General features: G+C 52.5%; 20 protein-coding genes. 3 read left to right on the top strand and 17 right to left on the bottom strand.

What is annotated here, in order from left to right:
• Positions 1 to 167 precede the first annotated feature (167 nt).
• The gene (gene rarD / locus CULFRC11_RS07270) at positions 168 to 1052 is read left to right on the top strand and encodes an EamA family transporter RarD (protein ID WP_023635968.1); all 885 of its coding nucleotides are present in this window, start codon (positions 168 to 170) and stop codon (positions 1050 to 1052) included.
• On the opposite strand, the gene CULFRC11_RS07275 is transcribed toward rarD, so the two are convergent.
• The 3 genes from CULFRC11_RS07275 to lspA form a co-directional block, all read right to left on the bottom strand.
• Complete coding sequence (locus CULFRC11_RS07275) at positions 1049 to 1588, bottom strand: hypothetical protein (RefSeq protein ID WP_023635969.1); 540 nt, start codon at positions 1586 to 1588, stop codon at positions 1049 to 1051. The two genes, rarD and CULFRC11_RS07275, sit on opposite strands and share 4 nt — an antisense overlap.
• Positions 1589 to 1660: 72 nt before the next feature.
• Positions 1661 to 2584 (bottom strand): RluA family pseudouridine synthase, encoded by a 924-nt coding sequence (locus CULFRC11_RS07280; RefSeq protein WP_013911850.1) that lies wholly within the window; start codon positions 2582 to 2584, stop codon positions 1661 to 1663.
• Complete coding sequence (gene lspA, locus CULFRC11_RS07285; protein WP_014526000.1) at positions 2577 to 3068, bottom strand: signal peptidase II; 492 nt, start codon at positions 3066 to 3068, stop codon at positions 2577 to 2579. Before lspA ends, CULFRC11_RS07280 begins: the two co-directional genes overlap by 8 nt.
• A gap of 137 nt (positions 3069 to 3205) precedes the next feature.
• Between lspA and CULFRC11_RS07290 the strand changes: the two genes are divergently transcribed.
• Positions 3206 to 4204: a hypothetical protein gene (locus CULFRC11_RS07290; protein WP_023635970.1), complete on the top strand. Its 999-nt coding sequence runs from the start codon at positions 3206 to 3208 to the stop codon at positions 4202 to 4204.
• Positions 4205 to 4296: 92 nt separating this feature from the next.
• Here the strand turns inward: CULFRC11_RS07290 and CULFRC11_RS07295 are convergent, their stop codons facing one another.
• Positions 4297 to 4899 carry a WKL family lipoprotein gene (locus CULFRC11_RS07295; RefSeq protein ID WP_013911853.1) on the bottom strand — a complete coding sequence of 201 codons (603 nt, stop codon included), beginning with the start codon at positions 4897 to 4899 and terminating at the stop codon, positions 4297 to 4299.
• A gap of 387 nt (positions 4900 to 5286) precedes the next feature.
• Here CULFRC11_RS07295 and CULFRC11_RS07300 point away from each other — a divergent pair, with 387 nt between their 5' ends.
• Positions 5287 to 6228, top strand: a complete 942-nt coding sequence (locus CULFRC11_RS07300; RefSeq protein ID WP_023635972.1) for an asparaginase — start codon at positions 5287 to 5289, stop codon at positions 6226 to 6228.
• Here CULFRC11_RS07300 and CULFRC11_RS07305 read toward each other — a convergent pair.
• The 13 genes from CULFRC11_RS07305 to murD all read right to left on the bottom strand — a co-directional run bounded on the left by CULFRC11_RS07305 (position 6225) and on the right by murD (position 22760).
• Entirely contained in the window at positions 6225 to 7619 is a 1395-nt protein-coding gene (locus CULFRC11_RS07305; RefSeq protein WP_031270424.1) for a DNA polymerase IV, read from the bottom strand. The two genes, CULFRC11_RS07300 and CULFRC11_RS07305, sit on opposite strands and share 4 nt — an antisense overlap.
• A gap of 135 nt (positions 7620 to 7754) precedes the next feature.
• On the bottom strand, positions 7755 to 10916 hold the full coding sequence (ileS, locus tag CULFRC11_RS07310) for an isoleucine--tRNA ligase (protein ID WP_023635974.1): 3162 nt from the start codon (positions 10914 to 10916) through the stop codon (positions 7755 to 7757).
• A 366-nt stretch (positions 10917 to 11282) separates the two neighbouring features.
• Positions 11283 to 11471, bottom strand: coding sequence for a hypothetical protein (locus CULFRC11_RS07315; RefSeq protein WP_013911857.1), 189 nt, complete (start codon positions 11469 to 11471; stop codon positions 11283 to 11285).
• Between the two features lie 99 nt (positions 11472 to 11570).
• Positions 11571 to 12587 carry a DivIVA domain-containing protein gene (locus CULFRC11_RS07320; protein ID WP_023635975.1) on the bottom strand — a complete coding sequence of 339 codons (1017 nt, stop codon included), beginning with the start codon at positions 12585 to 12587 and terminating at the stop codon, positions 11571 to 11573.
• 307 nt (positions 12588 to 12894) lie between these two features.
• Positions 12895 to 13191 (bottom strand): YggT family protein, encoded by a 297-nt coding sequence (locus tag CULFRC11_RS07325; RefSeq protein WP_013911859.1) that lies wholly within the window; start codon positions 13189 to 13191, stop codon positions 12895 to 12897.
• A 260-nt stretch (positions 13192 to 13451) separates the two neighbouring features.
• Positions 13452 to 13901, bottom strand: a complete 450-nt coding sequence (locus CULFRC11_RS07330; protein WP_023635976.1) for a cell division protein SepF — start codon at positions 13899 to 13901, stop codon at positions 13452 to 13454.
• A gap of 176 nt (positions 13902 to 14077) precedes the next feature.
• A complete protein-coding gene (gene pgeF / locus CULFRC11_RS07335; RefSeq protein WP_023635977.1) occupies positions 14078 to 14797 on the bottom strand; it encodes a peptidoglycan editing factor PgeF in 720 nt (239 codons plus the stop codon).
• 2 nt (positions 14798 to 14799) lie between these two features.
• On the bottom strand, positions 14800 to 16029 hold the full coding sequence (ftsZ, locus tag CULFRC11_RS07340) for a cell division protein FtsZ (protein WP_031270426.1): 1230 nt from the start codon (positions 16027 to 16029) through the stop codon (positions 14800 to 14802).
• Between the two features lie 315 nt (positions 16030 to 16344).
• Positions 16345 to 17001: a cell division protein FtsQ/DivIB gene (locus CULFRC11_RS07345; protein WP_023635979.1), complete on the bottom strand. Its 657-nt coding sequence runs from the start codon at positions 16999 to 17001 to the stop codon at positions 16345 to 16347.
• 15 nt (positions 17002 to 17016) lie between these two features.
• Entirely contained in the window at positions 17017 to 18474 is a 1458-nt protein-coding gene (gene murC, locus CULFRC11_RS07350) for a UDP-N-acetylmuramate--L-alanine ligase (protein ID WP_038620653.1), read from the bottom strand.
• A gap of 128 nt (positions 18475 to 18602) precedes the next feature.
• Entirely contained in the window at positions 18603 to 19688 is a 1086-nt protein-coding gene (gene murG, locus CULFRC11_RS07355) for an undecaprenyldiphospho-muramoylpentapeptide beta-N-acetylglucosaminyltransferase (RefSeq protein WP_023635980.1), read from the bottom strand.
• Positions 19688 to 21322 (bottom strand): FtsW/RodA/SpoVE family cell cycle protein, encoded by a 1635-nt coding sequence (locus CULFRC11_RS07360; protein WP_038620656.1) that lies wholly within the window; start codon positions 21320 to 21322, stop codon positions 19688 to 19690. The genes murG and CULFRC11_RS07360 overlap by 1 nt, the downstream gene beginning before the upstream one ends.
• Before the next feature lie 52 nt (positions 21323 to 21374).
• On the bottom strand, positions 21375 to 22760 hold the full coding sequence (gene murD, locus CULFRC11_RS07365) for a UDP-N-acetylmuramoyl-L-alanine--D-glutamate ligase (protein WP_023635981.1): 1386 nt from the start codon (positions 22758 to 22760) through the stop codon (positions 21375 to 21377).
• Position 22761: the final 1 nt, after the last annotated feature.

Below are 22761 nucleotides of genomic sequence, written 5' to 3' on the forward strand. Positions count from 1 at the left end.
TAAATCGCCTCATGCCAGTTCAGGGGATATTTTAGGGGCCACACCACATTCACTATTGAACTTTAATTTCAATAGTGGTGTTCCGGTTTCGCTTCCCAACCCTCAACTGGGTCCGCTATCGGCGCTATCGAGTGCATCCAGCCAATAAGAAAGGTTAGGATTCCTCCATGCTCTATGGCTTCTTGGCGTATCTCTTGTGGGGCCTCTTCCCTGCGTACTTCCCACTGCTTCTCCCCGCGGCCCCTGTGGAAATTATCGCCCACCGCATCATCTGGACCGGAGTGGTCATGGGCATTGTCATCACAGTTACCAAAAAATGGCGCGAATTACGCAACGCACGTGTATCCACGTGGTCACGCGTTGCGCTTGCGGCAGTACTCATCGCCGCTAACTGGCTGATTTATGTCATCGCCGTCAATTCCCAGCACGTCGCCGACGCAGCCCTCGGGTATTTTATTAACCCATTAGTAAGTGTTCTCCTCGGCGTCATCTTCTTAGCGGAACGTCTAAGAAAGCTTCAAACTCTGAGCGTAATAATTGCTACCATCGCCGTTCTTTTACTCAGCATCGTGGGAGGACACGTTCCCGTTATCTCTTTGCTTTTGGCAGCATCCTTTGGGTTCTACGGGCTAGTAAAAAAGGGACTATCTTTGTCACCTTCAGCGTCACTAGCCGCGGAAACTCTCATTCTTATGCCAGTAGCACTGGCATATGTTGGCTATCTTGAATCGACAGGAACCGGCACTTTCCTTTCCCACGGGCCAGTACATTCAACTTTGCTCATCAGCGCTGGATTAGTTACCGCGGTCCCATTGTTGCTTTTTGGCATTGCAGCAAAGCTGATTCCGCTTTCCACCATTGGCATGCTGCAGTATATGACCCCTACGTTCCAAATGCTGTGGGCGGTGTTTGTGGTCAACGAACAACTAGACACCATCCAATGGGTGGGGTTTGTAATCATTTGGATTTCGGTAGCTATCTACCTCACAGATCTCGCATTATGGCGAAGGAAAGCTAAAAAGCTCTCGACGCCGACCACTACCCAGACCTAAAGGTTCACAGGGCGAATCCCGATACGCCCCCAAGCAGCATCAGGAGGCAAAGCCTCAACGGCCAAGACCTTCGATTCTTCTTGTAGTTTCTGCAACGGCTTCACGTTGTCATACACGACGACCGAACGAATATCGTCCTCGTCTGCACCCCGCATAACAATCTGCTGTGTGAGCACTGAAGCACGATTAACCCCCTGCGCCGGCTCAGGAAGCTCGATGGCTGTGGCACCACCAGTAACCACTGCATTAACGCGCTCGATACCTGCTTTTTCCAGTACAGAACCTATGTCCGCTACGCTGAAATGCCCGCGGAAAGTCACTAGAGCAAATGCTTTTCCCTCAAAATCAGACAACGATTCCCGTGACCGAGAGACATAGTGGTCAAGACTCTCAGAATTTTCCATCCCCAACTGATCGCCGTTAATGTTCATCGGTTTGCTGGTCTTATCCGACTGCCCCAGAATCGCAATAACAACCATGAGCGCAGCAATACTCACAAGCGCGATAACCATCCGGCCTTTATCCACTTGGTCCATTGCACAATTTTAACGCGCGCATGAGCACTATGACTGCTCCTCTGAGACATGCGTGATTACAGCACGTAGCCGCTAATCTTCCCGCAATACATCAAGAGCGTGCTGTAGGTCATCAGAATATGGCGAGGTTATTTCCATCCATCGACCATCAGCAGGGTGATGAAAGCCGAGCGACACTGCATGAAGCCATTGCCTCACAAGACCTAGTCTCTCCGAAAGCTTGGGGTCACTCCCGTACATGGGGTCGCCACAACATGGGTGATGCAGCGCAGACATGTGCACACGAATTTGATGCGTACGTCCGGTCTCCAAATGGATCTTGAGCAGTGAAGCTTCCGCAAAAGCCTCCAGAGTCTCATAATGCGTCACCGCATGTTTTCCGTCGCTGGTCACAGCAAAACGCCAGCCTGCCGACGGATGCCTGCCGATCGGGGCATCGATAGTGCCTGTGAAAGGATCCATGTGTCCCTGAACTAACGCGTGATAGGTCTTAGACACCGTGCGTTCTTTGAAAGCTCGCTTAAGAACTGAATAACCGCGTTCAGAGGCAGCGATCACCATAACGCCAGACGTGCCGACGTCGAGACGCTGGACTATCCCCTTGCGCTCAGGAGGGCCCGAGGTAGAAATTCTAAAGCCGGCTGCTGCCAGTCCACCAATAACAGTAGGCCCCTCCCACCCGAGTGTAGGATGCGCTGCCACTCCTACCGGTTTGTTAACTGCGATCAGATCATCATCGGAATATAGGATATCCATCCCCTCGACGAGTTCTTCACGAGGAGTGAGGTCCTTTGTCTCCGGCAGTGTCACATCCAACCACTGCCCCTCGGCAATGCGGTCCGATTTTCCCACGGGAGTGGCATCGACAAGTACGTCACCAGCTGTAGCTAGATCTGCAGCGACCGTGCGCGAGATGCCAAGAAGTTTGGACAGGGCTGCGTCGATACGCATACCTGCCAACCCTTCAGGAACGGGGAGCGAACGATGCTCACGCATTGTCAATCACCTCGTCCTCGTTGCGTTGGAGTGACTGTGCTTCTCGTTTACTCTCTAACAAGATCGCTACAAAGAAAACAGCCACGCCGCACGTTATGGCGCTATCAGCCACGTTGAAAACCGCGAAGTCTCCAACAGAGATGAAATCCACAACGTGACCGACAAAAAACGCTGGCTCACGGAATAAGCGATCAATAAGGTTGCCCAGCGCACCCCCGGCGATCATTGCCAAAGCCACAGCGGTCCAACCATCACGGATTTTTGGCGCATACCAAGCGATCCCGACAACAAAAATGAGTTGAATGCAGGTAAAAAGCCACGTCGCATTTTCACCTAAAGAAAACGCTGCGCCTGGGTTGAACAGGAGGCGGAAACGGAACCAATCACCAATGAGTTTCAATGGCTGTCCGTCGCCAAGGAAATGCAATACTGCTGCTTTAGACGCCTGATCCACCGTCGCAATACCGATGATGATGGCAGCCATCGTAACGATGAATGTACGTTGATTATCGGTACCTATCGGGCCCCGCTGTCTCCTGTCTGTTCGATTCACGCCTTCTATCTTGGCAAATCCACCGGTGAAAGTTCCAACTGAACACACACGATCTGTACAGTGGACATGTGTTTGATCACCAAAATACTCCCCCCGTTGTCAGCGTATTCTCTTCCGATCAGCCGCAAAACAGGCACACGATCAAGCGCCCATTAGCTGTTTTCTTCTCTTGCCTCTTAGCTAGCGTCACCCTTGTGGCATGCAGTAATGAGAAATCTCCTGATGTCCCCCCAGTTGAACGCGCAATTGGCCTAGAAGTAGATGCCCCGAGGATTACTATCCTTAATCCCGGTAATTCGGAGAGAAAAATTTACGAGTACCAGGACCTACAAACTTCTCACGATAATCCCCAAAAAATTGCAGTGAAAATCTCCGATGGCTTCCACCAAGAAGCCCGTAAGCACGGAACGTTTGACACCACAGCTCCTTCTGGCGGAGAAGTCCAGAGCTTAAGTTCTCCGGTTCAAGCAGCAGTAGAAAACGATAACGAAACACGTTCAGTATCAGTGACTTTTACAGACCCAAAGTATGACGATCTTGAAGCCGCAAAAGACGTAAACACTACAAAGGGCTTCCGTCTTGGATGGTTTGCTAAAAAATCTGGTCAGGTATCTTCCATCAACGTTGCAGCACCTGTCAATGCAACCGACGCTGGGCGCGCCATCGCCGAGCCTTTTCTGCTCAAGCTTGCATCCTTACCCGTTATTTTCCCCACGGAAGAAATTGGCGAAGGCGCTGTCTGGACGGTTGACTCGCGCGTCAACGGCCAGTCCGCACTGTTGCAAACGATGCGTTTTACCTTGGTACAAGCTCAGGAAGATTCCGTTGTGCTCGATGTGGATGTTCAACAACGCCCGGTGCTAGGAGCACTTGAGCACAACGGCACGTCTCTCGAGGTCCTCAGTTCTCACACAACCAGCAAAGGCCGCCTTACCGTCGATCTAAAGAATCCACTCCCCCTTGGCACGCTAGCCCTAACCACTCGGGTAGTCTACGGGCAACAGAATTCAGACCTTCGTATAGTCCAAGACTCCACGAGCGCTCTAGAGTTCTCTCCCGCTCACTGATATGTAGAAGGGGAGCAAAAAGAACAATGCCATCACTATTCCGATGAAAGGTGACGGCATTGTTCTTTATTATTCAGCGTCGCGCAGTTTTTTTATTGTGCTGGCGCAGGCGCTGGAGCTTCTGGTGCTGGTGCTTCTGGTGCGGGTGCAGGTGCCTCTGGCGCAGGCGGTTGCGCTGCAGCGTCATGGCACATAGGAGGAACTTGCTCTGGAGCCACGGTGTTGGTGATCAAAGTACAAGCCCATGACTGGGAAAGTTTCCACATACCGTTGTCGTAGATAAACTCCACGTTCTCTGCTGGTTGTGCTTCTTTACCAGGCAGTGTGAAGTTCACCGTAGCCAGCACCGAGTTAGGAGTATAGCCGGGGAGAATCGGAGGAACCACGTGGAAGTCAGCTCCGGATTCCTGTTTGGATGCTGTCATGGTTTGGAACAGCTCAGGTGCGGTCTCTCCGCCTTGAACGGTTTTAACTTTTTCTTCTACTGGCGCATTGGGATCTGTTGCCACGGCCAGAATAGCGTTGAGATCCTCAGCAGAAGGAAGTTCTGCTGGCGCAGCCTCTGAGGCTGCAGATGAGGTGCTCTTGGACGCAGACGAGCTACTCGACGAGCCCTTGTCGTCGCTGGAACAAGCGGAAAGGGCAAGGCCCGCGCTTGCTGCGAGGGTAACTGCCACGATCTTCTTTAGCTTCACAAATACTCCTAGGTTCGGTTCGCCGTTTAGGCACTCACGCCAAGCCACAATCGTTTGCATTCTGCGGTCACAGAGCTTCCGATCGTGTCCACTCGGGCATGAACCCTGCACTATAGCGGAATCGGCTACGGTAGGCAGAAGCTACTACCCGTCACCGGTCCATCATGTGCGGGGACCTGCACAAAGTCACCAGAATTACATCCTGAGCAAAGCCACGCAGCCGCTTAATGCGAACCACATGCGTCACAAAGCATGCTCTCCCAGCTCCCCTGCGCGCATAGCGAACAAGGGTTGTATCTCATGAATGCTAGCGCCCATTGAAAAAAACTCACGTCAACATGCTCATGTGAGCACAGCCACCTTCTGCGATATGGCAGTCTTAAGCACATGACCTCAGCTCATGAAGAACTTGGAAAAGTTGTCGTTCTCACCACAGGAGGAACTATCTCCTGCACGATGGACCCTAATGGCGCGCTTATCCCCACGGTTTCTGGTGAAGAATTGATCAAAGATATCGCGCCTCGTTTCAGTGGAAGCGTAGAAATAGAGGTGCGCGAGCTACATCGTCTCGATTCCGCATCAATGACTTTTGCCGACATAGACGTCATAGTCTCCGAATCCCATAAAGCCCTGGCAGAACCCAATGTTATTGGTGTGGTGGTTACCCACGGCACAGACTCTATGGAGGAAACAGCCATAGCTCTGGACACATTCCACACCAGCCCGAACCCTATCGTTCTCACTGGTGCCCAGCTTCCTTTTGACCACCCCGAATCTGACGGACAAGGCAATCTTTTCGAAGCAATTATGGTGGCGTGCGACACGTCCGCTCGCGACATCGGAGTTTTGGTTGTCTTTGGTCACGCGGTACTCCCAGCGCGCGGTTGCATGAAATGGCATACCTCCGATGCCCTCGCCTTTGCTACCAATGGCCCCGAAGAGCCATTGCGCGCAGATCCGGTCCAGCCTGCACAGCTTTCCGACGTCCGCATCGACATCATCCCTGCCTTCCCCGGCGCGCCAGCCACGCTTGTCGACGCCGCGATAAATGCCGGGAGCCAAGGGTTAGTGGTTGAGGCAATGGGTGCAGGAAATGTGGGTACAGAAATGGGAGTGGCACTCGGAGCTGCCCTCGACGCCGGAATACCCGTTGTGATAACAACTCGAGTTCCACGCGGTGAGGTCTTCGGCGCTTACGGCGGGGCTGGCGGAGGAGCAACCCTCGCAGCAAAAGGAGCAATCAGCTCAACGTATTTCCGGGCTGGCCAGGCGCGCGTATTGCTCGCCATTGCCGTGGCTACAGGTGTGCACCCTGCAACTCTTTTTTAAAAATCCGCTATATCCCAATCAAGGCTTGCTATAGGATCGGCGGGCTGCAACTCGGAATCCCCAATATCAAAAGTTCTCACTTTGCCGATCCCTGTAGTACGTGTTTCAAACCTTACGGTCACTTTTCCGTGCCCAATCCCTTGGATCCAACCGTGTCCCAGCTCAGGGTGCCAAACGTCTTGGGTTGCCCGCCACCGTGGGGATTCTTCTACAAGATCGTCTTGCTGAGCATCCTCTAGACCAGCTGACTGATGATCAGCATTTTCTGTGGACACTGCCCCGGATACTCCCACTTCAAAGTCAGAATCACGCTGGACAATCTCCCTGTCGATCTCCGGAAACAACACGTCTTGACGAGCCATTTCAAGTCCAGAGAGACTAACGCCCACAAGACGTATCGGACCCAGTTCATCCGGATAGCGCACCAGCCTCATTGCCGTTGCTAGAAACGTATCGTGGTCATCCGTAGCATATGGCAAGGTGGCTGATCTCGATTCTATGTGGAAGTCCGCCATACGGAGTTTCACCGTTACTGTCCGAGCGCCACGTCCGTCGTTCAGCAACCTCCTGTGAGCATCATCCGTGGCACGGCGCAGCGCATCATCAACCTGAGGAACATTGATGAGATCTTTCGGGTACGTGTGCTCTGCCGATATTTGCTTGGACTCAGCTCGTGGCGCTACTGGGCGATCATCTATGCCACGTGCCATCATCCACAGTGCTCGGCCGACCGTTGTTCCCAAGCTAATATCCACCTCCCGCTGCGTCATTGCGGCTAGGTCCCCGATTGTTTCCACGCCTAGCTGTTTGAGTTTTGTACGAGTTACCGGTCCTACACCCCACAATTCACCTACGGGTAAGGGAAGAATCATCTCTTCATGTTTTTCTGGTGGAACGACAAAAACGCCATCTGGTTTAGCTTGGTCCGAACCTATCTTGGCAAATTGTTTTCCGCATCCCGCCCCCACAGAGGCTGGAAGCCCAACATCGTGCCGTATTATCCGGCGCAACTCATGCGCCCACTCCCTGACTTCTGCGGACGTTGCTCCCTGGAGCTCTTCCGGCTCCATGAACCCCTCGTCCACAGAAACCTGCTCCACTAGCCCGCCCATAGAATGCAAAATCTCAAAAACCCGGTGTGAAGCCGCCCGGTAGACCTCAAAACGCGGGGCAACAATAACGCCACGGAAACCAACAAGTCTTTTTGCTTGGTACATCGGCATCGCGGAATGAGCCCCCAGTGCCCGAGCCTCATAAGAAGCCCCAGCAACGACTCCCCTGCCCGACACCCCTCCTACAAGAACTGGTCTATCGCGCAGCGTTGGTCGCGTCAACTGCTCACAAGATGCGAAAAAAGCATCCATATCTATGTGCAGTACCCAACGCCTCATACATGCAAACATTAGTTCGATAGGACGTGCGTGTCGAATCTACAAAACATAAGTAAGCGTTGTGGACACCACCACGAGAAACATCCCGGACACGAAGGGTGTTCTGCGTCCGGGATATTTTCTTATGTTCTGGTGTTACTGAGTTTTTGCGACATCTGCGGTCACAGCTTCTATGACCTTATGCGCACCTTCTCCACCAACGGTTACGGTGAAAGCAGTAGCTAGCACTTCGCCAGCGATAAGTGCCGAATGTCGATCAGCCCACTCTTTCTTCTCCTCAGGAACAAAGAGCTCCACGGTGATGCGATCCGAGACTTCAAAGTTCGAAGCCTTACGAGCGTCCTGCAAACCACGGATGACATCCGCAGCCCAGCCTTCCGCTTCCAGGGTCTCGTCCACAGTCATATCTAGCACAACCAGACCGTCGACCCCATCTATCTGGGCCGTCGACTCTGGATCCGCAGCTACTAGGCGCTCAGTGAATTCATCAGCCTTCAGCTCGATACCATCCGCAACAACGACGTCACCAGAGCGCTCGTAATTACCAGATTTCACGGCTTTGATTACTCGCTGCACATCTTTACCCAGACGCGGTCCTGCGACCTTGGCATTGACCACCACATCAAAACGTCCAACGGCATCGACGTCAGAGGTAAGCACGACGTTCTTTACGTTGACCTCATCACGAATGATCGACGTAAACGGCTCCAAGCGCTGCGAATCGGGTAACGCAACCGTCACCTGAGGAAGCGGGAGGCGGTTACGCAGCTTGTGGGCCTTGCGCACCGAGCTAGTAGCAGAACATACGCCACGGATCTCATCCATCGCACGGACAAGGTCAGCATCTGCCGGGAAGTCCTCTGCCTTGGGGAAATCTGCCAAGTGCACTGAACGCTCACCAGTAAGCCCACGCCAGATCACCTCAGATGCCATTGGCAACAACGGTGCAGTGACGCGGGTCAAGGTCTCCAACACCGTAAACAAAGTGTTGAAAGCCTCTGGGTGCTGAGCGTCACCCGCCCAGAAGCGCTCGCGCGAACGACGCACATACCAGTTGGTCAAAGCATCGCAGAACCAGCGAACCTCATCGCACGCTTGCGCAATATCGGTGTTATCGAGGGCTTCGCCGACGCCGCGGACGACGTCGTGAAGCTTTGCCAAGATGTACTTGTCCAAGACATCTGTGGAATCGACAGACCACTCGGCAGGTTTCGACGAATACAGCTGCAAGAAGGAGTAGGCGTTCCACATCGGCAAAAGCGCCTGGCGTACGCCCTCGCGGATGCCTTGCTCGGTGACGATTAAGTTACCGCCGCGCAGGATCGGCGAGCTCATGAGGAACCAACGCATAGCGTCAGAGCCATCGCGATCAAAGACCTCGTTCACATTGGGGTAATTCTGACGAGACTTGGACATCTTTGTTCCGTCATCGCCAAGGACGATGCCATGCGCCACGACCTTTTTAAAGGCAGGACGATCAAAGAGCGCAGTAGCCAACACATGCAGCGTGTAGAACCAACCACGAGTCTGGCCCGAGTACTCCACGATGAAGTCTGCCGGGGAATGACTATCAAACCACTCTTTGTTCTCAAACGGATAGTGCTTCTGGGCAAAAGGCATAGAGCCTGATTCAAACCAGCAGTCCAACACCTCAGGAACACGACGCATCATCGATTTTCCTGTTGGATCATCTGGGTTAGGGCGCGTCAGCTCATCGATAAACGGACGGTGCAACGAGGTAGGGCGAACACCAAAATCGCGCTCCAACTCGTCCAAGGAACCATAGACGTCCATACGTGGATAGTTTTCATCATCAGAAACCCACACGGGGATAGGCGAACCCCAGTAGCGGTTACGCGAGATATTCCAATCGCGAGCACCTTCAAGCCACTTGCCAAACTGACCATCCCGGATATGCGCGGGCATCCACTCGATGTCTTTGTTCAACTCGACCATACGATCGCGGAACTTAGTCACCTCTACAAACCATGACGGCAAAGCCATGTAGATAAGAGGCTCCCCGGAACGCCACGAATGCGGGTAAGAGTGCTCGATCGTCTGGTGGCGTACCACCCTAGACGCAGCTTTGAGATCAGCGATGATGTTCTTGTTGGCATCAAAGACCAAAAGACCCTCATACTCAGGTGCTAGCGACGTGAACTTTCCGTCCATATCCACCGGGATCACTGTGGGGATACCGTTAGCTTTACACGTGTTCATATCGTCTTCACCAAATGCAGGTGCCTGGTGGACGATACCGGTGCCGTCTTCAGTAGTCACATATTCTGCGGCAAGAATCTGGAAAGCGTTGTCCGTATCCGCAAAGTAATCAAAGATCGGCTGGTATTTTAGACCCACTAGGTCCGTACCCGGATGAACCGCCAATACCTCATGTTGCTCTCCGAGCTCCTTGGCATAAGCCCCCATGAGAGCCTCAGCCAGAAGAACACGCTGACCACGGATAGCCTCGGCCCCGTCCTCGCCCACTTTTACCTCAACGTAGTTCACGCCCGGATTAACAGCGAGAGCCAAGTTGGAAGGCAACGTCCAAGGTGTCGTGGTCCATGCGAGCGCATAAGCACCAACAAGCGAGGTATCTGGTGACGCTCCCTCGACGACTCCCGTGATGGGGAAAGTCACCGTAAGAGTCGGATCTTGCCGCATCTTGTAGGAATCGTCCAAACGCGTTTCCTGATTGGACAAAGGAGTGTGCTCAGCCCACGAGTACGGCAAAACCCGGAATCCCTGATAGATCAGGCCTTTGTCGTAGAGCTCCTTGAACGCCCACATGACGGACTCCATGAAATCTAGATCCATGGTTTTATAGCCGTTATCAAAGTCGACCCAGCGCGCCTGTCGGGTTACGTAGTCTTTCCATTCTTGGGTGTATTCCAAAACGGACTTCGCACAGTAGTCGTTGAAGGCCTCCAAGCCCATCGACTCGATTTCGCCTTTATCCTTGATGCCTAGCTGTTTTTCTGCTTCAAGCTCAGCGGGAAGTCCATGGCAGTCCCAACCGAAAACACGCCCAACAAGCTTGCCCTTCATGGTCTGATAACGCGGAACGATGTCTTTGACGTATCCGGTCAGCAGGTGCCCGTAGTGAGGAAGGCCGTTAGCAAAAGGAGGGCCATCATAAAATACATACTCTGGGGAAGCAGAACGCTGCTCTAAAGAAGCCTGGAATGTGTTATCTGAAGACCAAAAATTGAGAACTTCGCGTTCCATGTCTGGGAAACGATTTGAACCACCAGACATGTCCACCTTGGGGTACACGCCACCTACCGGATTCGACATAAAATCTCCTTCACTATCGCATTCGCTGCCGCAGGGACGCTATCTATAGCGCGGTACCACCCTGCTTGGAGCCCGCAGGCTCCCGCTTCATTGTGAAGGAGATGACGGTCCAACCCGTCCGGTTCTACTCAGCGTTCGTACCCATAAAACTAATCATAAAACCACCGCAACCGGCGGCTTACACTTTGTATCTGCGTTTCGCTTTTCTTCCGGAGACTCCCCGGTGATTGCCGGATCAGTGCCTTGTAGCCGATTACTATACCTCATAAAAACAAGCACACGAACTCACTACACCCACTATGTCCGTACCATGTCAGTAAAATTTGTTACATGGCTGCTAGCGCCTTGCAGATCTGCACTTTCGCATTATCGGGCGGAATGCTTACCACCAGAGCTTCGCGTACGTCGTTTTTTAACCATGTCTACAAACAGCAAGATCAAGCCTAAAACGACAGTTCCAAACAAGAGCCATTCCCAAATCTCGCCAGTGCTGCTAAGCGATAAAACGAGGAATACAAATCCTGCGATCGAAAGCACAATGGCAGCGATCAACATATTCAAGGCTCCTTGGAACACGTACTGATAGAGAAATCGTGGCCCTCCAGCTCATTAAGCTAGGGGCCACGTGAACATATGCGTCTATCGCGAAAAGCTTTAACGCTTCTCATCGGGCGCGGTGGTGCCACGGCTCTCAAGTTCTTCCAGCTGGCTCTGCAGCAGAGTCTTGAGTCGAGTACGGTATTCACGCTCGAAGGTACGAAGCTCAGAGATTCGTTTCTCCAGCGCAGATTGCTGCTGTTGAACAGTCGCCATGATCTCTGTGTGCTTGCGTTCTGCATCCGCCTGGAGTGCGTTTGCCTTGTCTTCAGCTTGGCGCACCTGTGCCTCGGCACGAGAGTTTGCCTCGCTAAGAGTTTGCTCGGATTTCTTCTGAGCATCCTCGATCAAAGCACGGGAACGAGAATCAGCCTCTGCAAGCTGCTTGTCAGCCTTAGCGCGAGCGTCGGCAAGCGTTGCCCGCGCACGAACATCCGCGTCCTGAATTTGGCGCTCAGAAGCGCTACGGGCCTCGTCCAGCATGGATTTGGAGTCGTTTTGAGCCTCAGAGGTAAGGCGATCAGCCATCTCCTGAGCTAGGCCAAGCACCTTAGCTGCCTGCATGTGGGTTTCTGCAGTAGCAAGTCCAGCGCCAGCACCTGCCGCAGCAAAAGCGGTCTTCGAGAGATCCAGCTTAGAGCTCGCTGCAGCAGCCTTAGCCTTGGCAGCTTCTTCATTAGCCTTCTTCGCATCAGCCTTTGCAGCTTCCAGCTCAGAACGCAAAGCAGCCATATCGGTCGAGGACTTATCGGAGTACTTGCGTGCGTCGGCTAGTTTGGCATCGTATTCAGCTTTGAGCTTGGATTCGATCTCACGACGAATCGCAGCCTCATCAACAGAGGGCTTAGCAAAAGAGGCAGAGGCCATAGCAGGCTTGGATATTCCGCCCTGTTTAGCTTCCGCCTTTAGTTCCTCTATCTGCTGACGCAGATCCTCGTTCTCTTCCTGAATCTCAGCGAGGGTGTCTTCTACCAGATCCAAGAACTGATCGACCTCGTCCTCGTTGTAGCCTCGCTTGCCGATTGGAGGCTTACTGAAAGCGACGTTGTGCACATCGGCTGGAGTCAGCGGCATGGAGCTCTTCCCTTCGAGATTTCTTCTGCGTCCAAGAACCTAATTCCTTGTTCGCGGGGGGTTAACAATTCACATTAACTTACTTGCACACTCAAACGTCAAGAAGATGACCAAACGTTTATACGCAATACCTCCCCCATGATAACCCGTATAGGCACTTATGCAGCCCAATACAGGCCAAAACAGCTCTCGTTTTCCTATTTTTTGGTGTTTTTTTCAACAAAATTGAAAGAAATCGGACGACCAAGCAGAAACGGGACATCTCCGCCCTCGTTCAGGGGCACCCGAATCATAAGCCATTAGCAACTTATACCGAATAAAGGGCAATGCTGAGCAGAATTCTGATAAACGAAAGTGCGAAAAAAAGTACCAGAATAGATACATCGAGCGCAACATTTCCGAGCTTCAGCGGCGGAATCCAACGGCGCAAAAGACGCACGGGCGGATCAGTCAACTTAAACAAAACTTCGAAAATGATGACCATGAATTGCGGCGCCTGAAAATTACGAGAGAAGCTCACAATCATTTCCACCAAGATTCGCCCGATTAAGATCCACGTATAAATCTGGACAACCAAAATCAGAATGTTTAACAGAGTGTGCAATGATGTGGCCTTCCGTCTTGCAAAAATTTATCTATCTTCATCTAGCTTCCTAGTATTTATTCATAATGGTGCACCCTAAGACAAGTTGACCAGCGAATAATCACGGAAGCTTGCGGATTTTGTCCACTTGACGCCGATCCTCTTTCCCCAAAAAAGGTACGCAAAACCCCTTGGCATTATTAAGGACGGTTGGGACATTATCCATCCTTAATAACGCCAAGGGGTTAAGAAAAGTTTCTTCCAGACCTTGACGAGAGGTCTTATACGCGAGCGGCTCGCTCCAAATCTGCAGTGGTCACATCTGCACTCTCGGGAACAATCGCAAATACCATGTGGCTGATCTTCTTCATTTGGCCACGGAGAGCGAAGCAGAGGCCAGCAGCGAAATCAACAATTCGCTTACCTTCATCCAGTCCCAAACGGTTGATATCAAAGACAACAGAATCGCCATCACGGAAAGGCTCACCAATTTTGGTTGCAGCATCCGAGTAGCTATTGATGGTCACAGGAACAATATTCGACGAAGCACGACGGGAAACGTGGTCATAGGCGTGTACATCCTGGTATGCAGGCTCACGGTAGCGCTGTGGCTGGTAAGCTGCATTTCCCTCGTAACGTGGCTCCTCGTAGTAGGCCTCATCCGCGAGGTACGGGTCACCTTCCACTCCAGAAAGCCCGAAGAAATCTTTGGTCTTCTTCATTATCGACATAAAGTGTCCCTTTCATCGTATGCGGTGTGCTATGTGGTACTCCGCTTTTGCGATGTCCAAAAGCTGATGCTAGCACCTAAAGCTACCTGCTTATAGTGGCTCAATGTCGCTGCGACACAGCATTTTTCCAAGCTGATTTAATTTTGTGGAGAAAATTGCCTACTTCATTGCTCGCATTAAGGAAGCCATACAAGCCCTGCATGCCGCCCAGTTTTACCTTCGCGACGATAGGAAAAAAGTTGTTTATCTTCAATCGTGCAGCGGGGGTCAATATCTATAGCTTTTACCCCTAGCTGCAGCAACTGTCGCGCCAGCCCTCTACGAAGATCTAATCCTGATGTTCCTTTGTTGGTCTTCACTAGAGCGCCAGGCAGGTGACGTTCTACATCCGCGGCCATCTTCGCGGGAACCTCGTAATGCCGCCCGGAAGCAGCTGGACCCAAAAGTGCATGAACGTTACGAGGAGTGGCACCTAAGTCAACCATGGTTTCAATCGTTCTACGAACAATTCCATTCCGAGCCCCCATTCTGCCCGCATGAACTGCCGCCACTACCCCAGCTTCTGTGTCCGATAGCAACACAGGGACACAATCAGCTGCCAAAACCGCCAAAGCAAGCCCACGTGTGGTAGTCACAAGCGCATCGGTAGCTTCTACTGCTGGCGTTTGTGGCTGAGTAACCACCGTAACGTTAACTGAATGGATCTGTTCCATCCAGACAATATTGTGAGATTCCAACCCGATAACCCGAGCTAAACGGTTTCTATTAGAAGTCACATCAGCCAGCGTGTCCCCCACATGATCTCCCAAGTTAAAAGAATCATATGGGGGAAGGGAGACCCCGCCCGCTCTGGTGGTAAACACCTTGCGGACGGGGCGGTCGTTTCCTTTACTCATGTTTAACGAAGGAAGTCAGGAACATCGAGATCTCCGCCGCGCTCGTCACGGCGATCCCGATAATCATTACGGTAGTCTGTCCGACGTTCATCACTTGAGGTAAACAGTCCGTCGCTACCGCCTGCGTTACCACGAGGTGCTGGCTCTTCTGCTCGCAAATGACGAGCTGAAGAATCAGGTTCCTCACCAAAAATCGATGTGGAAGCTCGCTCAGGGGCAGGAGTCGGTGTTACGGCAGATTCGGGTGCGGCCTCTGCTTTGGGAGCAGGGGTTTCCACTGCGTTTTTTGCACCATCAAAGCCCGTGGCGATAACCGTGACTCTGACCTCATCACCCAAGTTGTCATCAAAGATCGTTCCAAAAATCAGGTTGACGTCTTCATCAGCCTTCTCCTGCACCATCGATGCTGCGTCATTGACTTCCTGGAGACCGAGATCTGATCCACCGGCGATAGAGAGCAAAACACCTTTGGCGCCTTCCATGGTGGACTCAAGCAATGGCGAATTAATAGCTTCTTCAGCAGCAGTGAGCACGCGATTATCCCCGCGAGCCGAGCCCACACCCATGAGTGCAGACCCAGCGTCAGCCATAACTGAACGAACGTCAGCGAAGTCGACGTTGATCATGCCTGGGATAGTAATGAGGTTGGTAATGCCTTCGACTCCATTGTGCAGCACCTGGTCTGCAGCACGGAAAGCCTCCATCATGGTAAGGCTCGTGTCACCCAGCTGCAGCAAGCGATCATTCGGGATCACGATAAGGGTGTCACAGACTTCCCGCAACGCATCGATTCCTTCAACCGCCTGGCGTGTACGACGCGGCCCCTCAAATTTAAAAGGACGAGTAACAACGCCGACAGTCAGGGCGCCCATCTTTTTAGCAATACTTGCAACAACTGGAGCTGCACCAGTGCCGGTTCCGCCCCCCTCTCCCGCGGTCACAAACACCATGTCTGCACCCTTGAGGGTTTCTTCAATCTCATTTTTATGATCTTCCGCAGAAGTGCGTCCAACTTCAGGATTCGCTCCAGCACCAAGACCACGGGTAGCTTCACGCCCAATATCGAGTTTGACGTCCGCATCAGAGAACATCAACGCTTGAGAGTCAGTATTGACAGCAATAAATTCGACGCCCTTAAGACCTTCCTCGATCATGCGGTTAACAGCGTTTACACCGCCACCGCCGACGCCAACAACCTTGATTACGGCGAGGTAATTATCTGGGGAAGTCATGAGCGACTCGCCTTTCACATTGAGTATTTTTACTTCATTCATTCAGCACCACAAGGGAAACGACCAAATCGCGATGCTGCACTGCAATACATCATCAACTACTTTCAAGGTTTTTTGTCGGACATTTACGGCGGCGTGTCTCTAGTCTCAACCTCAACTTTAGGGTTTGACGTGCGGAAACAGGAAGTTCTGATGCTTCCGCGAAGGCTTGTACTTGCCTGCTCAGCCCGGAAAAGTACTGGTTTTCAGCTATACGCGATCACAACAAAAAAGGAGTGTCCTCCGGTAAAAGAGAACACTCCATTTTAAGAAATTTTATTTCACTGCAATAAGGGGTGCACCACTCACGTCTAAACTCTGTTCTGGGCGGGTGAGGGCATTTTTTAATGCCACTGCTTTATCCTTTACGTTTTCCGACGATCCCCAGTAGACACTGCGCCCGTCCTTAAGCTGGATTTTCAGCTCATACGCACTAGGAGCATCAACAGACTCAATCTGAGTACGAATCTCAGGAGAAAGTCCTTCCACCATGGCTCCTACCGCCGCATACGCGGAAGAAGCATCGTCGTCTTGTCCAGTAACCCGAATAGCTTCGGGAGGGTGCACATCAATAACAAATGCCCGTCCCTTTCCATCAAAAAGGTGATCTCCATCAGAACGCTCAGTAAAGAGCACAGCATTATGCTCAGTTACTTTTACCTTCACGGATTGGGGAAACGACCTATCAACTGAGGCAGAGGACACCCATGGCAATCGTGAAACGGCAGTAGCCGCTTTAGTGGCATCAATCCGCAACAGATTACTTCCAATCGCAATATCTGTCGCAGATACAATTTCTTCTTGTGGAGTGTGAATGTTTCCTTCTACTTCAAAACCTGAAACTTTGATCACAGGAACAATAAAAAGGACAGCTGCAACAAGAGCTACCGCAACAAGTACTCCTATGCTTCCCAAGATCGTTTTCTTTTTCATAACTCCACGAAATTCCTATGTTGTTTCTGATCGCAAGCGCGTAAGGATTTCCGGCGCCAGGATTGTAACGCTGCCCGCCCCCATCGTAATCACAAGATCACCCGGGGCAGCAACGTCCGCGACAGCGTCGGGAACATGCGAGAAATCAGGTGCAAAATGCGCGGGAACAGTCATTTTCTCTGTGATGATTCTAGAATCCACACCCTCAACTGGTTTCTCCCGTGCTCCGTAGATGTCTAGGACAATAGCCTCGTCTGCCAAAGACAAAGCCGTAGCAAACTCATCCACAAAATTCATTGTTCGGGAGTATAGGTGAGGCTGGAAGACAACGATGAGGCGCCCCTGACCGCGAGCTTGCAGCTTGGCACGAGCAGCGGTTAAGACGGCAGTCACCTCGGTGGGGTGATGCGCGTAGTCGTCGTAAAGCTCAATGCCGGCAAAGTCTCCCTCTGCAACGGTGCCATGATATTCAAAACGGCGACGCACACCGCTAAAATCGCTGATTCCGGCAGCTAACTTGGTTAGCTCCCCACCAGCGATCACACCTGCGGTCAATGCAGCCGCTGCGTTAAGAACCATATGCTGGCCGGGTGTCCGCAGGACAACCTCTACTTCTTTGCCCTGAACACTGATGGTCGCCACCGTGCCAGAATGAGTAATCTCGAAGGACTTCACCACTGTTTTTGCGATATCTGGATACTCCGCTGCAGCAGCTGACGTGCCATATCCAACGACTTTGATGTCGCTGTGCTCCTCGTGGACTTTTTGCCCCAACATTGCGGTGTGGGGGTCGTCCAGGCACACAACTAAGGAACCGCCAGGCACTAAACGTTCAGCGAACTTCTCAAACACCTCAAAATAGGCTTCCTCAGACTTAAAAAAGTCAAGGTGATCCGGTTCAATGTTGGTAATTATCGCTACATTCGGCTTATAGCGTAACAATGAAGCATCAGATTCATCGGCCTCTGCGACAAAGGCGTCTCCTGTACCTTGGTGTGCGTTCGTTCCCGCTTTATTGAGCTGCCCACCGATAGCAAAGCTTGGATCCATACCCGCTGCTTGCATTGCTACTACTGCCATAGATGTGGTGGATGTTTTTCCATGTGTTCCGGCAATCAGAACTTGAGTGCTGCCCTCCATTAGCTCCCCGAGGAGGTCGGAGCGACGAATAACAGGAATGCCGCGCTCACGAGCTGCCACTAATTCCGGGTTATCCTGTGGAATCGCTGCAAATGACGTGACCACCACTGTCGGCTCTTCTCCCGCAATGGTGAGGTTTTCTGCAGCATGTCCAACGGCAACGTGTGCGCCCATAGAGCGAAGCGCCAGGACAGGTCGTGAATCTTTCACGTCAGATCCCGAGACTGTTGCACCTCGTGATAACAAAATTCGTGCAACGCCGGACATTCCAGCGCCACCGATACCGATAAGATGAACCCGGCTAAGGTCGATGGCAGAATCCGAAGTGGTCATTTATCCTCCGTGGGGAATTACAAAAGCTGATGTTTCCAGCGTTTTTACACAAAAAGAATGATCATAAAAGTGGGCGATGGCACTACCCACAGTGCGCCTACCGCAGAAGGAAGGCGCAGGCTAACAATCTATGCGGGCAGATGCTCCGCATCGTGGTCTTTAACAATGTGATACACAATATCGGCAATGACCGCAGCCGCGTTGCCGGCCTGCGAGTGGGCTACGGCGTCTTTCATCGTGCGATATATCTCAGGGTCGCCCAGGATTTTTCCTGCGCTAGTAGCAAATGCATCACCGTCAAAGGACTCATCATCGATGAGAATCGCCCCGCCTGCAGCAACGATTTCCGCCGCGTTCAACCCTTGTTCCCCGTTGCCATGAGGCAAGGGGACGTATATCGCTGGAATTCCCGCAGCAGTGTTTTCTGCGACGGTCATTGCCCCGGCACGGCAGACAATGAGATCAGAGACCGAGTAGGCTGCCGCCATATCTTCGATATAGGGCACCGGAACATAGTGGTCGCGCGCGCTAGGAGCATCGTTTTTTGCTCCATAAGAGTGCAAGACTTGGTATCCCTGCGAAAGCAAAGAATCAATTCCTGCTGCCACAGCTCGGTTAATAGAAGCGGCTCCCTGCGAACCGCCAGTAACCAAAACGGTCTTCCGGGCAGGATCTAGCCCCCATGTTTTTAGTCCGCGTTCTCGGGCCTCAGAGTTAACCTTTAGCGTATTGCGGATGGGAATCCCGACTACTCGACCAGGCATGCCTGAGCCGGCTACTGCGTTGAGACCCAGTCCGCCCATTTTCACGCCTAGTTTATTAGCCATTCCCGAACGCGCATTGGCTTCATGCACGATGTACGGGATCCCCAATGTCTTAGCCGCAAGGTATCCGGGGGCAGAAACATATCCGCCAAACCCGATAAGCACAGAAGCGTCATGAGCTTTGAGCACGTCACGGGTCTGTTTTACGGTACGCAGCAATCTGAATGGGAGCTTAAACAAATCTGCATTAACTTTACGAGGCACAGGGACGGGATCAATAAGTTTAAGATCAAACCCGCGTGCAGGAACAATCGTCTGTTCCAATCCTCTGGATGTCCCCAACGCAATTACGTTAGCTCCACGACCTCGTAATTCCTCTGCAACCGCCATCGCTGGTTCGATGTGTCCCGCGGTTCCGCCACCTGCTACTACTACGTGTGGGGATTGCATTACCGTCTCCTACGCCTATCGTCTTTATTGTTCTGCGAGGACCATCTGTCTCGCCTACGGTCTCCGACGCTACCAGTGCCGTAATTATTGCTTTCCGACGCCCACCTATTTCCGCGTTCTGTGGATCCAGAAGAGTAACGCGTATCGGTGTTTAGTGCTCTATTGTCTCGCCAATCACGACTTTGAGTGCCTCGCGTATTGCGTTGTTCCCCCACTACGTAAGAGCTACGATGAGGTGATTCTCTCCGGGGTCCACGGGCAACAGGTGAAGAAGCCTGCTGCGGCTTGGGCGCTGGCGGCGGCATGCGTCGTTCTGCGAGACGGGTTTTATCAGCAGAACGCCCAAAAATAGGGGTTTTAGGGGAAAGACCTTCCACGTTTGGTTCTCTTAGCCCCAGGAGGCGGTCAATGGGAGGACGCCCATACGATTGCATAGCTGAGATTGCCTCCGGCTCATGCCGTGCGCAGTTGGCCAAAAGGCCCATGGAGGCCAAAGTAATAATCGCTGAAGTTCCGCCAGCGGAGATCATCGGTAGCTGGATACCGGTCACGGGGAGCAAGCCAATGACGTACCCAATGTTGACAAAGGCCTGTGCAGATACACCTGTCGCCAGCGTCGCGGCGGCAAGCGCTAGGAAGCGATTGGAGTTTTTTGCAGCCGTGCGCATCCCAAAGAAGAGTAAGAAGGCAAAGAGCACGATGGTAATTGTTCCGCCAACAAAACCCCATTCTTCTCCGAGAATGGCAAAAACAAAGTCATTACGCGCTTCTGGTAAGTAGAACCATTTGGCACGCGACTGCCCGATTCCTACGCCGGTGAGGGAACCGTCGGAAAGCGAAAGGAAGCCTTGATAGGACTGGTAGGCCTTATCAGCGGTGTCTTCAAAGTGTCCTAGCAGTGCATCAAAATAGACAGTGAAACGGTCATTGCGGAAACTTGTTCCGACTACCATGCCCAATGCACCAAGAACAATAACTGCTGCCGCGGTCAACATGTAGGTCTTTTTAACGCCCGCGAAAAATAGCATCGCGATCACCACAGAAGAAAAGGTAACCGTCATTCCCAAATCGCCTTCGGCCGCGATGAGAACGGCGACCAGTCCTGAGAACAGTGAGTAAACGATGTAGTCGTTCCATTGACCCGTCGGTTTAAATTTCGGGCGAGAAAAAAAGTGCGCTCCCCACACCGCGATCATGACACGAGCGACCTCTGAGGGCTGCAGCCGCAATGGCCCCAGAACAATCCACGATTGCGAACCCACTTCTTCTCGTCCTGTACCAAATCCAGGTATAAGAACCACGACCAAGAGAACAACCGTAAAGGCCATGGCTAAAGTGGAAAATCTTCGCACCACGCCTGGGGGCAACCACAGCATCAACCACATGCTGGCCAGGCCAATCACGACCATCACCATCTGCTTGAGAGCAGAACCCCAGACGCCGCTGCCTTCCGCCAAAGACCACGTCATCGAGCTGGCCACTACCATCAAGACTCCGGAAAGGACGAGCAACCCGACTATCGACAAAATAATGTAGTAGTTGGCAAGCGGCCGCTGGAACAGCGCGCTAATCCGATCACCGATCATCCGAAGCGGAGATCCAGTGTTTCGTTGTGGTGCTGTGGTGCTTGTCATTACTGCCCCTAGCCGCTGGTTGTCGTGGTGGTTATGGAACTCACCTTAGTGATTAATCGTGAAGTTCTCGCGCTATGGCCTCAGCAAAGATGTCTCCGCGCTGTCCCATTCCGCTATACATATCCAGGCTTGCCGCCGCAGGAGCGAGGATGATCGCATCGCCTGGTGCGGCGTGTGCCACGGACCATGCAACCACATCATTCATCGCCTCACGGGGTTCCTGATTCTCCGTCACCATAATAGCGGCATGTGGAGCAAGCTCTCGCACCGTTTCTGCGATTATCGGAGCATCGATGCCAAGCAAGGCTACCGCTTTTAGTCGTGGGGAATGCTCAAGAACAAGGTCTCGTATCTCTGCCCCCTTGAGCTGCCCTCCAGCAACCCAGACGATCGACTCGTGTCCGGCCAGTGCGGTGCCTGCTGCATGGGGATTCGTGGCCTTCGAATTATCAATGGCCACGATGCCGCGCGCATTCCCCACAACCTGACCGCGATGCCCCGCTACGTGGAAGTCCGCGAGTGCTGCCGCAATCGTGTCTGCAGAAACTCCCATGGCTCGGGCCGCCGCCGCAGCAGCAAGGGCATCATAAACCCCCGCTGGTCCGGGCGGCTCAATGCCTTCAGCGGATACAAGCTCAAGTGAATCTGCAAAAGCGCAATCCACGATCATCTTATTGCGCACTCCCAGCTGGCCTGCACATGGGTCAGCTGCAGTGAACTCGACTAGTTTTTGCGTCTGCGTAGTGCTCAGAAGCCGTGCTACGTGTTCGTTATCCACTCCAGCAATAGCGATGGGAGCACGCAGAACCTTCGCTTTGGCAGCAGCATAGCTGTCAAAGCTCCCGTGCCAGTCAATGTGGTCATCTGCGAGGTTTAACAAGATACCCACGTCAGGGATAAGTTGTTCTGACCAGTGCAACTGAAAGCTGGAAAGCTCAGCCACGAAAACGTCGATACGCTCAGCGCTGTTCAGTGCTTCTGCTACTGAAACCCCGATGTTGCCCACCGCTTGTGCCTTGACGCCGGCGCGTTTCATGATTGCTTCTAGCATTGCAGTGGTAGTAGTTTTCCCGTTTGTTCCGGTTACTACAAGCCATTGGCGTGGTTTCCCAAACGCTTCTGCGCGGTCAAGGCGATATGCCAGTTCTACATCGCCTAAGACTTCAATCCCTAAGTCTTGAGCACCCACCAATAAAGGCGTGTCCGGCTTCCAGCCAGGCGATGTGATTACGGATGAAAAGCCTTCAAGCCGAATCTCTGTATCTAAACAAACCTCGACGCCGGTTTGCGCGTGGATGTTTTCCAGAGCTTCTGGACGCGAGTCGGCAACAACCACATCCACATCCAGGCTCTTTAGCAGGGCTGCGATTCCCAGTCCCGATACGCCAGCACCAGCAACGAGAACCCGCCCCTGAAGTTCTTGAGGAAGTCTCTTCATC

The sequence above is a fragment of the Corynebacterium ulcerans genome, from assembly GCF_000767685.1.
Lineage (GTDB): Bacteria > Actinomycetota > Actinomycetes > Mycobacteriales > Mycobacteriaceae > Corynebacterium > Corynebacterium ulcerans.

What these genes read in the sequence shown, in the direction of transcription:
- CULFRC11_RS07305 (WP_031270424.1), bottom strand. Translation starts at nt 7,619, where the DNA reads ATGAGGCGTTGGGTACTGCACATAGATATGGATGCTTTTTTCGCATCT.
- ftsZ (WP_031270426.1), bottom strand. Translation starts at nt 16,029, where the DNA reads ATGACTTCCCCAGATAATTACCTCGCCGTAATCAAGGTTGTTGGCGTC.
- murC (WP_038620653.1), bottom strand. Translation starts at nt 18,474, where the DNA reads ATGACCACTTCGGATTCTGCCATCGACCTTAGCCGGGTTCATCTTATC.
- CULFRC11_RS07315 (WP_013911857.1), bottom strand. Translation starts at nt 11,471, where the DNA reads ATGTTGATCGCTGCCATTGTGCTTTCGATCGCAGGATTTGTATTCCTC.
- rarD (WP_023635968.1), top strand. Translation starts at nt 168, where the DNA reads ATGCTCTATGGCTTCTTGGCGTATCTCTTGTGGGGCCTCTTCCCTGCG.
- pgeF (WP_023635977.1), bottom strand. Translation starts at nt 14,797, where the DNA reads ATGAGTAAAGGAAACGACCGCCCCGTCCGCAAGGTGTTTACCACCAGA.
- lspA (WP_014526000.1), bottom strand. Translation starts at nt 3,068, where the DNA reads ATGGCTGCCATCATCATCGGTATTGCGACGGTGGATCAGGCGTCTAAA.
- CULFRC11_RS07280 (WP_013911850.1), bottom strand. Translation starts at nt 2,584, where the DNA reads ATGCGTGAGCATCGTTCGCTCCCCGTTCCTGAAGGGTTGGCAGGTATG.
- CULFRC11_RS07300 (WP_023635972.1), top strand. Translation starts at nt 5,287, where the DNA reads ATGACCTCAGCTCATGAAGAACTTGGAAAAGTTGTCGTTCTCACCACA.
- murD (WP_023635981.1), bottom strand. Translation starts at nt 22,760, where the DNA reads ATGAAGAGACTTCCTCAAGAACTTCAGGGGCGGGTTCTCGTTGCTGGT.
- ileS (WP_023635974.1), bottom strand. Translation starts at nt 10,916, where the DNA reads ATGTCGAATCCGGTAGGTGGCGTGTACCCCAAGGTGGACATGTCTGGT.
- CULFRC11_RS07320 (WP_023635975.1), bottom strand. Translation starts at nt 12,587, where the DNA reads ATGCCGCTGACTCCAGCCGATGTGCACAACGTCGCTTTCAGTAAGCCT.
- CULFRC11_RS07275 (WP_023635969.1), bottom strand. Translation starts at nt 1,588, where the DNA reads ATGGACCAAGTGGATAAAGGCCGGATGGTTATCGCGCTTGTGAGTATT.
- murG (WP_023635980.1), bottom strand. Translation starts at nt 19,688, where the DNA reads ATGCAATCCCCACACGTAGTAGTAGCAGGTGGCGGAACCGCGGGACAC.
- CULFRC11_RS07330 (WP_023635976.1), bottom strand. Translation starts at nt 13,901, where the DNA reads ATGTCGATAATGAAGAAGACCAAAGATTTCTTCGGGCTTTCTGGAGTG.
- CULFRC11_RS07345 (WP_023635979.1), bottom strand. Translation starts at nt 17,001, where the DNA reads ATGAAAAAGAAAACGATCTTGGGAAGCATAGGAGTACTTGTTGCGGTA.
- CULFRC11_RS07360 (WP_038620656.1), bottom strand. Translation starts at nt 21,322, where the DNA reads ATGACAAGCACCACAGCACCACAACGAAACACTGGATCTCCGCTTCGG.